Origin of the sequence: Sphingorhabdus contaminans (genome assembly GCF_007280415.1) — a bacterium.
In the GTDB taxonomy this organism is placed as follows: Bacteria; Pseudomonadota; Alphaproteobacteria; order Sphingomonadales; family Sphingomonadaceae; genus Sphingorhabdus_B; species Sphingorhabdus_B contaminans.
This window is the reverse complement of record NZ_VKKU01000002.1, coordinates 427,723-441,806: the sequence shown is the minus strand read 5'-3', so window position 1 is coordinate 441,806 and position 14,084 is coordinate 427,723. Positions and strand designations below refer to the sequence as shown.

At 52.7% G+C, this 14,084-nt stretch carries 11 protein-coding genes; 9 read left to right on the top strand and 2 right to left on the bottom strand.

Features of this window, described 5'->3' with window-relative positions:
* The first annotated feature begins 367 nt into the window (after window positions 1–367).
* The 9 genes from FOM92_RS10430 to FOM92_RS10390 all read left to right on the top strand — a co-directional run bounded on the left by FOM92_RS10430 (window position 368) and on the right by FOM92_RS10390 (window position 12,849).
* The gene (locus FOM92_RS10430; protein WP_143776811.1) at window positions 368–979 is read left to right on the top strand and encodes a hypothetical protein; all 612 of its coding nucleotides are present in this window, start codon (window positions 368–370) and stop codon (window positions 977–979) included.
* Window positions 976–1,752, top strand: a complete 777-nt coding sequence (locus FOM92_RS10425) for a PilZ domain-containing protein (RefSeq protein ID WP_143776810.1) — start codon at window positions 976–978, stop codon at window positions 1,750–1,752. Before FOM92_RS10430 ends, FOM92_RS10425 begins: the two co-directional genes overlap by 4 nt.
* 350 nt (window positions 1,753–2,102) lie before the next feature.
* Complete coding sequence (locus tag FOM92_RS10420; RefSeq protein WP_143776809.1) at window positions 2,103–2,687, top strand: excalibur calcium-binding domain-containing protein; 585 nt, start codon at window positions 2,103–2,105, stop codon at window positions 2,685–2,687.
* Window positions 2,688–2,844: 157 nt separating this feature from the next.
* Window positions 2,845–3,408, top strand: coding sequence for a hypothetical protein (locus FOM92_RS10415; RefSeq protein WP_143776808.1), 564 nt, complete (start codon window positions 2,845–2,847; stop codon window positions 3,406–3,408).
* A gap of 324 nt (window positions 3,409–3,732) precedes the next feature.
* The gene (locus tag FOM92_RS10410) at window positions 3,733–4,251 is read left to right on the top strand and encodes an RNA polymerase sigma factor (protein ID WP_211347393.1); all 519 of its coding nucleotides are present in this window, start codon (window positions 3,733–3,735) and stop codon (window positions 4,249–4,251) included.
* Window positions 4,220–5,317, top strand: a complete 1,098-nt coding sequence (locus tag FOM92_RS10405; RefSeq protein WP_143776807.1) for a FecR family protein — start codon at window positions 4,220–4,222, stop codon at window positions 5,315–5,317. The genes FOM92_RS10410 and FOM92_RS10405 overlap by 32 nt, the downstream gene beginning before the upstream one ends.
* Window positions 5,318–5,640: 323 nt before the next feature.
* Entirely contained in the window at window positions 5,641–8,856 is a 3,216-nt protein-coding gene (locus FOM92_RS10400) for a TonB-dependent receptor domain-containing protein (protein WP_170226852.1), read from the top strand.
* 338 nt (window positions 8,857–9,194) lie between these two features.
* Window positions 9,195–12,032: an FKBP-type peptidyl-prolyl cis-trans isomerase gene (locus FOM92_RS10395; protein ID WP_170226851.1), complete on the top strand. Its 2,838-nt coding sequence runs from the start codon at window positions 9,195–9,197 to the stop codon at window positions 12,030–12,032.
* Window positions 12,022–12,849 (top strand): hypothetical protein, encoded by an 828-nt coding sequence (locus FOM92_RS10390; RefSeq protein ID WP_143776804.1) that lies wholly within the window; start codon window positions 12,022–12,024, stop codon window positions 12,847–12,849. Before FOM92_RS10395 ends, FOM92_RS10390 begins: the two co-directional genes overlap by 11 nt.
* Here the strand turns inward: FOM92_RS10390 and FOM92_RS10385 are convergent.
* Together FOM92_RS10385 and FOM92_RS10380 are read right to left on the bottom strand one after the other, a co-directional pair.
* A complete protein-coding gene (locus tag FOM92_RS10385) occupies window positions 12,798–13,631 on the bottom strand; it encodes a transposase (protein ID WP_143776803.1) in 834 nt (277 codons plus the stop codon). The two genes, FOM92_RS10390 and FOM92_RS10385, sit on opposite strands and share 52 nt — an antisense overlap.
* A complete protein-coding gene (locus FOM92_RS10380; protein WP_143776802.1) occupies window positions 13,632–14,009 on the bottom strand; it encodes an IS110 family transposase in 378 nt (125 codons plus the stop codon).
* Window positions 14,010–14,084: the final 75 nt, after the last annotated feature.

The following is a 14,084-nucleotide window of genomic DNA, read 5'->3' as shown; positions in this document are numbered from 1 at the left end:
AAGCCAGCCAATTTCACCCATGGTCATTTCTGGTCCTGACCACCCCCATCCCGGGTGTGGTGGCTGTCCTGTCTGCGCCGGCATATGGCCTACTCCCAGATCTGCCGGCGCAGACTTTTTTTGTCTCTGGAAAATCAAATTCGCGGCCGCCTGCTAAACAGAATGGCGACGCTCAAGTGACTATTTTGCGGGCGGCCGTTTTTACCTCGCGCGCGGATGAGCTCCGCCATTTACGAGAAATTGGCGCACTAAACATCACTCCGCGCCGCCGGCAGGTCAGGGAAGTCCCCGAAAAGTCGGAACGTCGTTCTATTGGCGCTCCAAATGGCTCACCTTCTGGTGAGCTATGGATCGTGGACCTGCCCTAATGCGATCGATCGATGATCTGGCGATGCACTCCGACCCGTACGGCAGTCACCAGATATCGCGTTCCACTCGGTCCCTTGGACTGCGGCGGCTTGGTACTTTACTGGGCAGCCTGCTTTTGCCAGGAGCAGCGGCCGAAGCGCAGCTTCTTTCGAACGTTTCTGTTCATGTTTCGAGCCAAACGGTCGCAGATGGATATAGTATTGCGAATGCCAAAGCTGTTCCTGCAGCACTTGTTGAATATCAAACCCGCGTCGAAAATGCAGGTTTGCTCTGGTTGACCGCAAACAGTCTGACGATCACCAATCCCATCCCTGCGCATATGAGCCTCTACGTGGGCGATCTTGGAGTGCCGGGATCTGGACCCGTTAGTTTTTCAGAAGGTCCGCGCGCGAGCCAATTGCAATGTCCCTTCGGTGGCTATGCCGATGGTACCGACTGCCTCGAATTTTCGTCCGACGGCGGTGCGACTTTTACTTATCAACCTCAGCCCAATAGCGACGGGTGTGACGCAGCTATCACACATATTCGCATTCGGCCAAACGGCAGCATGGCTCCTGCATTTCTCCAGCCTTCCTCTTTTGTCCTCCGCTATCGAATGAAGGTGAAATGACTATGCCTCCCCATTTTGAAAAGCCGAATGACTTGTCGCATGAACAAGGGCCTGATCGGGACCGGATTGCTGTGCCTTGGGCATGCCATGACGACGAGAATGCCCCGCCTGTGCCGCATAGCTATGCTGCGATGCCTGAGGGCGGATCCGCCGCTTCTGAAAGCGGATTGACTTCGGACCGCCGCGGACAGGAGCGATACCTAACCGTGATGCGTGCAGCCCGCCTGTCGAGCCGTGTACACCAAGTGGAAGGGCTGGGAGTGGTACGCAATATCTCCGAAGGCGGGATGATGATTGATGCCCACCAGAATTTTTCGGTAGGCGAACTCATCGCGGTTTCCTTGCTCGACGGCGACAGGGTCCAGGGCGAGGTGGTATGGAAAGACGGGAATACCATCGGTGTCAAATTTGCCAGCTGGATGACGATTGATCATTTGCTTGCCAAGCCGCGGACCGATGAAGCAGGTTTGCGTGTACGCCCTCCCCGGCTTGCGGTTAGCCGCAAAGCCGTCATTCGCATTGGCGGCTATATGGCGGATATGGAGTTATGCGACATTTCGCAACGTGGCGCCAAAATTTGCTTCCGTCAAAATCTGGCGATCGACAGCCGCGTCCAGATTTCACTGGGGGCGCTGAGACCTGTAAGCGCCAGCGTCAAATGGCAGGTCGATCAGCTTATTGGGATTGAGTTTCACCGCACCTTGTCTCCTGAAGAACTGGCGGGTTGGTTGAACGGCGATGGAAACAATTCGTCCAAAGCACCGGATGATTGAAAGTCTTTTATAAAACTGGGTTTCTTTCACAGATATATTGGTAAAATTGCTGCGGAAGAATCTGCGATGTGCATCTAACTTCATGCAACATCGGACATCTCCTGCAACACCCCGCGCCTTGTCCGGTGCGGCTACCTCTCCTTTCAAGGCTGGCATGGTGACATGCCAGCCTTTTTTGGGCGTTGATGGCCTTTACCAGCGCCTTTCCTCTAGCTTGAAAAACACTCAACATTCTGAACCTTGAATAGAACGGTATTTGCCGCTCGCCTGAGGGACTGGCTCAGATGATCGTGAGCATCGCTCAATACGGATTTGATGCGCTAATGCATCTAACTAACAAGGGAGGACCAATGGTGGCAAAGTCTGGACAAGCAAATTTAGGTTGTGTCCTGACTGCTCTTGCACTGTTCTATCTTATTGGTCGATGCGGTTCCGGGGCGGATAAAGGCGACAGCGCGGATGCGTCGATCGATACCGATGTCGGTGCAGAGGCCGGATCGTTAAGTGAAGCGATGCCGTCAAGAGCTCGTTTCGTCGCTGTCGAGACGCTCAATTGTCGCAGCGCCCCCAACCCCGATAGTCCTGTCGTTGCGCAGCTCCGCTACGGAGATCAGGTCCGTGCGCGGGTAACGAGCGCATCGTGGATAGCGCTTGATCGGGCGCCTTTCGAAAAATGCTGGGTCAAGCAAAGCCTGGTGCGTGATCACCTGCCGCCACAGGTAACGCGCCCGCAGGCCCTTTTTGGCAGTGTACCGGAACGCCGCCCCACAGGAGGTCCGCTTCGCGCTCTGCCTTCACCCGCATGCTCTTGCGGTACAAAACGAACCTGCGGCGAAATGGCGAGCTGCGGCGAAGCCAATTTTTATCTCAACCAATGCGGCTTGTCGCGTCTGGACCGCGATCATGACGGAGTGCCTTGTGAAAGCATTTGCTAAACACCGCATCGTCTGGACACCAAGCATTCGAAAGACCGGGAAACGGGATCGGTTTCCTTCACGCACGCGCTCCAAGTTGAAGGGGGCAGAGTTGCAATTGACAGTTCGCGTGGCAGAGCAGAAAATGGAATCTGCCATCCAAGAGAGGAGTAGTAACATGGCAATGAGAAACTTCAGAATCGCGTTGGCCACAGTGAAATTTGCGATCGCCGTTCCGCTCTATGCGCAACCTCCAGAATTGCGCGAAGGCGATGTCATTTTCGACAGTGAAGGTGCTCAACTGGGCGTTGTTCGCAAATTGGTTGGAGACGCTGCCGTTATTCATACAGGCACCACCAAAGTCACCTTGGGTAGAACGTCCTTTGTCACGCGGTCGGGCAAAGTCACAGTGATGATGAGCAAGAGTGAACTCGAAAGCCGCGCTGCAGACGTCCAGTCCAAAGGCGATGGCGAGTTGCTCGCCCTGCTGGTTCCGGGTGCTTTCATCCATGACCGCACAGGTCAGGTCGTTGCCACGGTAGACAATGTCGCAGGCAAAACCGTCTATATTAAAGTTGGTGAGCAGAACGCTACGCTTCCTGTTTCTGCATTGTCGAAAGGCCCGAAGGGACCGCGCATAGCTGCAACCGCTGCCGAATTTGAGGCACAGATCAAGCCCAAGAAAAACGAAGCGACTGCAAATGAAGCTGCAACTGGAGAGGATGCCAACTCGCCAAGCTAGCCACCACCAAATTTGGGCGCCGAAAATCGCCCATTTCAGGCGTTGCGGTCGCCATCCAAAATATATGACGGGACCACATTCCTCATTCGTGAGGTGAAATCGTTTGTCCTTCGTCGCCATAATCATACGCAAAGCGCTCTGACCTTTAAGCACATGTTGCCACCTTGCCGAATGGCGGGTAAAAAAATTTGCACGCATTCTACGGAAACCCGGCGCTTATTCGTCGACTTCAGTAGGAAGGAGAGGCGGATCGAGGTGGAAAGACCCAATCGCCACAAAATTATGGCGTGGGTTGGAGCAGAAATTCTGCCCCATGAAGGAGCCGTGCGCGCGTGGCTCCGTCGTAGCCTAGGGCCCGCTGATCTGGAAGACGTGATACAGGAGTCATATTGCCGGATATCCGCACTTGATGACGTTGATCACATACGAAGCGGCCGAGCCTATTTTTTTACCACCGCCCGGTCGCTTGTCATCGAGCGTGTACGCCGAAGCCGTATAGTCAGTATCGAGGCGGTGGCGGATCTGGATATATACTGCAACGCATCCGATGAGCCCTCACCTGAACGGATCGTTGGTGGGCGGCGTGAACTGGCGCGGGTCATGAGCCTCATAGAGGCCCTGCCTGAACGTTGCCGGGAAGTCGTCCGTTTGCGTAAAATTGAAGATATGCCGCAGCGGCAGGTGGCCGAGCGTCTCGGCATCGCTGAGCATGCGGTGGAAAATGATGTAGCAAAGGGCCTGCGGCTAATCTTGCGGGCTCTTGCCGAAAGTGAACCTGCCGGGGAAGGCTCCGGCATTGAATTGGAACGACATGGAAAAGACCGAAACAGCAGAAGCGATTGAGATCAAGGCGGCGCGTTGGGTCGCCCGGCTTGACCGCGCGGGCGATGATCCGGTTGCGCGCGCCGATGTAGGGCACGCCCTTGAAGCGTGGCTTGGGGATGATGTTCGCCGAAGGGGAGCTTATTTCCGAGCGGCGTCCGCTTGGGCCATGCTCGACCGTGCCAGCATATTAGGCCGTGCCGCAAGCGGCGCGAAGGATGACGCGTTTTCGGGCGGTGATAGCTCATGGCAGGAATGGGATGACGATCAGTTCGATGATGAGTATCGACGGTATGATCAAATGCAAGTTTCCGAAGTCGTCCGGCCCTCGATCAGCCGGCGTGCCGCATTCCGGTGGGGTGGCGGTGCACTAGCGGCTTCGCTTGTGGCCGGTGTAACGGGCAGCGCAGTCTTGGGGCCGGGAACAAAGAGAGATAATACGGGCGGCGAAGTGATAGCGACCCGTATCGGCGAAATCAGGCGGGTACCGCTGGTTGATGGCTCTCTGGCTTCGGTGAACACACAAAGCCAGATTATTGTCGAATATAAGCCCAAGGAGCGCAAAGTAGCGCTCGCCAAGGGCGAAGCGTGGTTCCGCGTTGCCAAAAACCCGGACCGCCCCTTCGTGGTTGAGGCTGGCGATGTGCGCGCACGTGCGGTGGGGACAGCTTTTTCGGTGCGGAAGACCGACGAAGGTGTGACGGTTCAAGTAACCGAAGGCCGTGTCGCCGTGTGGCGTGTGGGCGATGAAGACAATGTCGACTATGTTGATGCAGGCTCGCGCGCTTTTGTGGCGGCGGTCTTGCCCCAAACCAAAATTAGTGAAGATCCTCCGGCGATCAATCGGAGTCTCGCCTGGCGGCAAGGCGAACTGGCCTTTGATGGCGATACACTCGGCGAAGCAGCGCAAGAGTTCAATCGGTATAACCGGGTGCAAATCCGTATTGATGATCCGGCTCTTGCTTCTGAAAAGCTCGTGGGGCGCTTTCGCACTGACGAACCGGATGCTTTTGCGCGGGCCGCATCGACGACATTAGATGCGGATGTTCAGTTTGTAGGTGGTGAGATTAGGCTCTACCGGCGTTAAGTCCGGTGCACCTAAGTTCGCTGTTCGTCGAAGGGAGGCCATTCGCCGCCTCGTGTCTGCCATAAGATGATTTCGGTTGAGAGGACATGCACCGGATTTTGCGCCTATGTCTGATTTATGACGCGTCTTTGCGGTGTCGCATATCGTTTCAGATGAACTATTCGTAGACTTGATGTGTCCAGTACATGAGCTTGATAACGGCAATTAATGAAATTTCGCTTTGATGAAATTTTTTTTGCGAGCATTTTACGGATAAGATTTTGCCGTGCGTCGTCCCTAACAGAAAATGAAAAATCTCTGAGGGGGGATAGGATATGAGGACCATGAACTTACGCACTGCCTTGGCATCCACTGTCGCCATTTCGGCTATCGCTGTACCAAGCGTGGCCGTGGCGCAGGAGCGCAATTTCGATGTTCCAGCGCAAACGGCTGTGACCTCCATTCCGGAATTGGCGCGCCAAGCAGATGTTCAGATCCTTGTGAGCGAGAGTGTGGTCAAGGGTAAGCGCACCAAAGCGGTGCGCGGCAAAATGACGGTGCGCCAGGCCCTGGGCAAACTTCTTTCAGGGACCGGCATTCGGGTCACTTCGGGCGATGGTCGCACCTTTACGTTGGCTGGGCAAATCGGCCCGAGCGCGGAGGGAAACGACCCCGAACCCGTCGCGGTAACCGCTGAGGCGGATGAAGCTCAGAGTAGCGGCATTTCAGAAATCTTGGTGGTGGGGTCGAAATCGCAGAACGTAGATATTCGACGCACGGAAGATGATGCGCAGCCTTACGTAGTTTTTTCATCTGAGGAGATTGAAAATAGCCAAGCTACGAACTTGGACGAATTTCTCCGGCGACGCCTGCCGATGAATACTGCGGCCACGTCAGCGAGTCAAAATTCCGAATCGGACATTGGATTGGACCGAAACAATATTAGTTCGGTAAACCTCCGTGGGTTGGGCACTGCGCAAACCTTAATCCTTGTCGACGGTAGACGCGTGCCCCGTCAGCAAACTGCACGGATCGAAAGTGTCTTCACGCAAGGGGACTTAAATGGGATCCCGCTATCATCGATCGAGCGTATAGAAGTGCTGCCAAGCACGGCAGGGGGTATCTATGGCGGAGGTGCGGTGGGGGGTGTCATCAACGTCATCCGAAAACGAAATTATGAGGCGCTAGACGTTCGCGTGAGCGGCGAAGGCGCATTTCGAGGAGGTGGCGAAAGCGTCAGGATTGAGGCGAATGGTGGCTTCGGCTTTAATGACAATCGAACGCGAATTTCGGCAAGCGGCTCGTATGCAAAAGCCGAGCCGTTACATGTCGACGAAAACGAATTATGGCGACGCGGCCGGAATTTATGGATCAAAAATCTAGGATACGGCGGGGAAACGATACTGGGTGTTCCGCTTGGAGCTACTCCCAATATCATCGCCCTTCCCATCGGCTCGGACGCAGCTTGCCGAGCTGCGGGAGGTTCATTCAATCAATGCGCGATCCTTCCCAATTTGGTGCTCGATATCGACCTTGGCGGCGCATCGCTCAATGCACCTTTCACGCACGTCAGTGAAGGTTATGGGGGTTTCTCTCGCGGAAACGCTGCGACTGCGGCTTCCCTGGTAAGTAATGCTGGATCCTTTAACCTCGATATCCCTAATAACATCGCTGGTCGCCAAGGCACGCTTGCTGGAGGGTTTGAGGTATGGTCGGCAAACTTGAATATTCGTCATGAATTGAAGTCTGGCCTCGATCTATTTGCCGATGTTGGCCTACAATCCAATAATTCAAGAAGTTCGTTTGGCACCGGCGTCGCTAACATAACCTTGCCGGCTGCGGCCGCTACGAACCCCTTCCAGCAAGCGGTCATTGTAGCCATACCTGTGTTTGGCCTCGCGGGCGATTCGAAAACTACGATTACTTCACGCCAAGCGTCAGCAGGCGTCATTGCGAAGCTGGGTTCGTCATGGAGCGCGATAGGGGAATATCATTGGAGCGATACTAAACGCGACACCCGCTTCCCAAAGTATCCTATTCTCACAGCCCAATCAGGACTAATCGCCGCCCTTCGGGATGGGCGGCTTAATCCGATCGCTGACGTGGAAAATTTCCCACTGAACTACGATTCCTATCTTCCAGACGTCGCCATCGCTCAGTTTGGTCCGTCGCGCACTACCCAAGAGCTATTCTCGCTGAAGTCATCTGGGAAGACGATCTCTTTGCCAGGGGGGCGCGGCACAGCCACACTTTTACTCGAGCGAAGGGAGGAGGCAGCGAAGAAATTTAAGGATTCGACGCCTAATGATTTCACAGGAACCATCACGACCGAAATTGTACCGGAAAGATCGCAAAGAGTCCTAAGCGCTTACGGGGAACTTATGTTCCCGATTCTCGGTGAAGATAATGATATTCCGCTTATGCGGGAGGTTGAATTGCAAGTATCAGCTCGACATGATGACTACAAGACTCGCTATGCAGTGCCCAACAGGTACAACAATTCAACGCCGCCTTCAGAGGTCGAATATCGTTCAACCCAGATCGCCTCTACTGATTACACGGCGGCTGTAAAATGGTCTCCCGCTAAAGGCCTGCACTTTCGCGCAAGTTATTCGACTGGATTCCTACCTGCCTCGATCAATCAACTTGTTCAATATCAAAACACCGCCTCAGCAGGGAGCTACTCATTTTTTCAAGACCCGCGACGTCAAAACGCACCTCTTTCACAAGCGCTCATAATCCGCACGGGGGGCAACCCTAGTTTGGACCCCGAAGAATCAAAGAGTATTTCGCTGGGCGCGATCGTTGCTCCCCCATGGATTGCTGGCTTCCGAATTTCGCTCGATTTCCTTCGTATAAAAAAGACCAGGGAAATCGGAAACATTGATATAGTCTCCCTCCTCAATAACGAGGATTTGTTTGACGGGCGCATAACTCGAGCACCCATAACTGACGCCGATCGCGCGCTGGGATATGAGGGGGGACTAATTGAGGTGATTGATGCGTCTTTGATCAATATAGCCCGATCATCAGTTAAGGCGATCGATATCCAAGTGGACTATTCAGCCAAGACTAAATTTGGCCTCCTTCGGATGTACGGAATGTTTACGAAGCATATTGACTCGAAACGTCAAGATGCCCCGACTTTACCTTCAACTGATTCAGTTGGTTATCGTGGGGGGCCGCTCAACTGGCGGGGCAATTTCGGTTTTGATTTCTCTCATGACAACTGGGCCATATATTGGAATTCGCAGGTTTCGTCGTCTTACGACGTTCGCTCACCACTATATACACCCTCACTCGCCACGATCACCGTTCAACGTCAGGGCTCCGAACGTATTCCGTCTCAAATTTACCATGATATTGGCTTCCGATATCAGCTTCGAACAAATAAAAATAGTCTATGGAATGGGGTCACAATTTACGGAGGCGTCCAGAATATTTTTGATACGAAACCACCAGCGCTAGCGACTTTGTCTTTTATAGGTGGCTCCAGTCCTTACGGAGATTCTAGGCTCCGCCGCTTTAGCTTCGGCATTTCAAAGCATTTCGGGCGCTGAGGGCGTCGTTCAACTCTCGTCATAGCAGCGATTTGGAAAAAATGGAAAGCAAAGCAAAACCTCGGAAGGGGTCGGGTTTTATCTGGTTCGTGCCTGCATTGGGCTTGGTGAGTACTTACGCGTTTGCTGACCCCCCACGCGCAAACCAATCCAGAGTTGTGGATGTATCGGCCAGCCGACCATGGGAGCCGGCGGATTCAGCTGCGGTAAGATATGGTGTTTGGGACCTGAACAGCCCGCAGGTTTGGGCATACCCACCTGAGAAGGTTTGGGCTAGTAGTCCCGGACGTGAGCGATTGGGCATCCTGCCGTCCCCGAGCGGGCGCTACTTTCTTTGGATGCAGAGCAGTGGCGATCTTCAACAAGACAAGGTCCGTACAACACTAGAGGTGTTTGAAACTGCAGATGTGCGCGCTGCTCTCGGTAATCGAACTGTAAGAACCGTCATACCTCGTTTAAAGATCGATGTTCTCGGGTCGACCACGGGCACTTCTGGACTCGTAGGACCCCGCTGGGACGGAGATCGTGGGGTGCTTTTTTTGGGTACGAATAATTCTGGCAAGAGAGACGTGTATCGCCTCGACATTGCGAGCGGTCGAGTTGCAAACTTAAGCAACACTCCGGAGGGGGTGGGGCACTTTGACTACAAAGATGGACGTCTCCTATTTGGTAGAAGTCGAGCAAAAGGCATTACTCCTGATGAATATCCCGTCGCTTCCATACGCCGCAATAAGGTTGACGGCAGTGTTGCGACACGCAACAACATTTTTCAGGTAGACAGTTATTTCTCGGTTAGCGAACAAACTGGGCGCCGGGATGCAATTGGCGCGTACGAGGAAGCGGCAATTGCGCCGGGTGGAAGCGTTGCAGCCATTTACTCTCCAGGAACATTCAAAATCCAGAAATTTTATCACGACCGCGCGCCCACTGAGGTGATAGAACTGCCTGCCATTCATTCGTCCATTGAAGGGCGTCGGATGTTTTGGTCGGGCGACGGATCTCAGGTTATCCTAGTGGGTGTTCGTGCGGCAGTTTCCGAAGGCAATGAATTCATAAGCGTGTTCAATATGGTGGATGGAGGACTGAGGAATATCTATTCCTTGGATCCCGGTGATAAAATCAAATCTGTTGTCTGGATTGAGCGCAAAAGTACGCTCATATTGTCTTTAGTAAAGAGTTCAGGAGCAAAAGAACATATTCAAGTGGTCCGGCGGCCTAAAGGATGGGAGGTCGTCACTGATAAGAATGCTACGGAAGCATCAGAACCTACAAGCCCACTGGGTACGCTCGAGCTCAGGATTAGGCAAGGTGAGAATACGCCACCAGTTCTGATAGCGTCGGAGGCAGGCCGCGAGATAGTGCTGACGCCGCCAGATCCTGCCTTATTAGGTGTCAATCTTATCCAGTCGCAACGCTTTCGCTGGCGGGACTTTGATGGTAGAGAGCGTGAAGGTGCGCTGCTACTTCCGGCGACATATAGGTCTGGACGGCCAGTGCCGGTAGTTATCCAGCCTTATCACTTCCTGCCTCAACTCTTTTTACCAGATGGCTTCACGCGCACAGCGTTCGCGGCCCAGGCGCTAGCTGCGCGTGGAATGGCTGTCCTGACGATCGAAACATCGGACCTGATGCGTGTTCCACCTCGAGTGGCTGGCGGTTCCCTTAGTACGCCGATGGAGGGTCCGGAAGTTGTCCGGCGAATCGACGCGGTAGTAGACGCACTTATCAATCAAGGTATTGCCGAAGCGGCACCGCGAATTGGCCTTGTTGGATTCTCGCGTAGTGGCTATCATACCTACTACGCCATATCCCATCCCGCCCGGACCAGGCTGTCTGCAGCATTCATCGCCGATTCTTTAGATAACAGCTTTGCAAATTATTTGATAATGGGTGCGACGGGTGTTCAATATTCAGCGATGACGACAGGCGCTATGAGGCGCAGTCCCTGGGATGACCCGAAATATTGGTTGGAACATGATGTCAGCCTCAATGCCGATAGAATTGCGACGCCTGTCCTTTTCTCACGAAATAATGTACCGAAGGTTGTCAACGAGGCGGGAGAATATAACCCCATAGACATCCAAACCATGGGTGTCTTCATGTTGAATGCCAAGCCAGTTGATTATCTACTGTTTCCAGAAGCCCCTCATCAATTGGCATTGCCACAGCAACGCGTCGCTAATATCGAGGCGGTGGTGGATTGGATGTCGTTTTGGTTGTTGGGGCATGAAGATCCGGACCCCGCAAAAGCAATGCAGTTTCAGAGGTGGCGAAAGCTCCGTACAAATTGGATTACTGAGGGTGCGAGAGATACTCCACCCATTGAAGGGCACTTTATCAGAACGAGGTCGGGCCTATCTTACTTGGTTCGCTCTCGAAAAACTGGTCGGGAACCGTTCGTTGGAGAAACCGTTGTAGTCCACTACTCACTTTATACTGACGACGGTAAGCTGGTTGCAAGCACGCGGCACGGTGGAGCGGGACCGATTACACTAAGGTTGGGTTCGACGATTGATGCTCAGAAGTTGTTTCTTATCCCAAAATGGAGAAACCGATCATTAGCAGCCGTTGGCGAAGGTCTGAATGAAGGCCTTGCATTGCTCCATGTAGGAGAGAAAGCTACTTTCGTTATGCCCAGGGAACTCGTTCCTCAGGGTGATCGGAGCAAGATTGGACTCAGCAATACTGCTCGCTATGAAGTAGAACTGGTTTCGATTCTCAGCGAGCCAGGTGTGACATCGAGAGATGACGCACTGTTAGAGATGAAAAAGGATGACATCGGCGTCATTGGTGGAGGTTACGAAACGCTTGACACAATGGGCTATGAGGAACTTTATATAAACAGGGATATTAGAAAAGCAGTTAAATACTTCCTGTGGAACTTGGCATTATTCCCCGACCAGGCAGAGTTGTATGTAAGTCTCGCAGAAGCCTACGTGCAAACTTCCGATAGAGATCTGGCGATCAAATATTTATCCAGAGCTCTTCATCTTGATTCAAATTTGCAACCTACAATCGCGGAAAGAATCGACCAATTGAAGCAGGATCCGGAGTTCATTTACGATCTCCAGATAGAACTCACTAAGCGGTTCCAAAACGGAGGAGCCGGGGGGCTTTGCGTTCGGCAACCTCAGCAATCTAAATCTACTGAAGTGAGACGTAGACATGAGTGTTAGAACGGCTTTTAGCGCAATATTTGGGGTTCTGCTTCTCCAGCAAGCTTCGATGGGAGTTGCAAAGGAGGAGGAGAGACTTGGGCGGGCTATTCTCCAAAGGCAAGGTGCAACCTATGAAGAAGTCCGGAAATTCCAAAAAGTTGGACGAGTAGAGATCACTTCCGATGCAAGTCAGTTCGTATTCGAATGGTCGCGCCCATATAATTGGGTACCAGTTCGTCGTGGTCTATCGAAGACGGATCATGCTCGACAACAGACATTTCTATACCTAGTCAAAATTCCCGCAGTGGGTGATTTCAGCACGACCGCGTTTGCAGAATCTGTTTTCCCCGCGAATGCTGGTGCGACTTATTATTTAGGGGGCCTTTCACCTGATGGCTCGATTCTCTCATTTTATGAGTTAGACCGGGATGATGCAAAGGTCCGATTAGGTATAGTATCCTTAAGTGGACCCAAACCCCGGAGGCCAGTATGGTTTGATGTGCCTTTAAATCGAGAGCAGTTAAACCGCCCGGCCCGATGGCTAACGGATGAATTGCTAATGTACCCTTCTTTAGATAGCGGTTGGGCGCTGCTCAATGTGTCTACCGGTGTGTCGGATGTCTGTCACAACTGTGGTCAGGGCCATGGATCTCGCACGCCGCCGATAAAGCAAGCGACCGTCCCAGTCCTGACACTTCCTGCAAATGCTCGTCAGATCGCTAAATCCCAGGGTGGTGAGCTCATCGTCTATTTGGTCGATACGGACAGCCAGCTTAGTCTGCTTTACACTAAGGGTGGACGCATTTTTGTTCTTTTCGAAAATGTTCGATTGTAAGACCTCGTCATATCCAAAAACTCAAACGCGGCGACGTTAGAGAGGCCGCCGATAGTAAAAATTGAGCTAACCGCCCGATCGTTGATGCCGTTTGACATTGGTTCGCTCAATTGTTGCTTCCGAAAATGGCACCAGAAGGCGGTTGTCGAGGCCCGGATGGTTTCGTTCATGGTGATAATGTTCAAGATATTGCTTGATGACATAGCGAAGCTGTCGCTGACTGAAGAAATCATCTTGCTCAGACACTCCTGCTTGATCGAGCGGACTAAGCGTTCGGCAAACGCATTAAGATTGATGCAGCGTGGCGGCAATTGAACCGTTGTGATGCCTTCAGCCTTTAAAGCATTGCGGATGCGACTGTAAGGAGTAGAACAAGCCCGAAGGGCTTGAACAAATGCAGCGCTGTATTTCGTGTCTCGGTCGCAGACCCAAGCCGCCAAATCCCTGCCGGAACGAAAATGATGAGGGTCGGGGGCTTTAAGGATCAGCAAAGTTGCCGCAACAGGACCAATCCCTGGTATGGCAACAAGGCGCTGGATCCATTCATTTTGCGCTACCCAATATTTTAATTGCTCTTCGGCAGCTTTGGTTCTGCATTCATGCTCGCTCCATTCGTCGTACAATTTATGGCCCAGCTCGCGTGCGATATCGGGGATATTTTTATCAAGATCGAATTGTTCCAGCAGCGGTTCGATGTAACAGTGACCGCGAGGCACAGTAATACCAAACTTGGCCATAAAACCGCATGCGGCGTTCATAAATTCTGTGCGCTGGCGGATCAATCAGTCGCGCATCGTCAGCAGGCCCAGAGCAGCCTGGTTTTCCGCAGATCGCATGGGAACAAATGCCATATCCGGCCTACGCATCGCTTCGCAAAAAGCTGCTGCGTCAGTAGCATCGTTTTTGGCGTGTTTGACAAACGGCTTTACATACTGAGCCGGTATAAGTTTAACGTCATGACCTAAGGCGGTGAGCTGCCGTGCCCAATGATGCGAAGCAGCGCATGCCTCCATTCCAACACAAGAACGGGGTAGAGCCTGAAAATAGGGTAGAAACTCTTCTCGCGTTATCTTCTTGCGTAAAATGCCCGCACCATCATGGTCGACCCCATGAAGCTGGAATACATTTTTCGCGGTATCCACGCCGATAACGTCGAACATCGAAACCTCCTGCTGGTTATGCCAATGTCGACTCTTACCTATGACGTTCTATAAATGTTCCATACGTTTCATTCA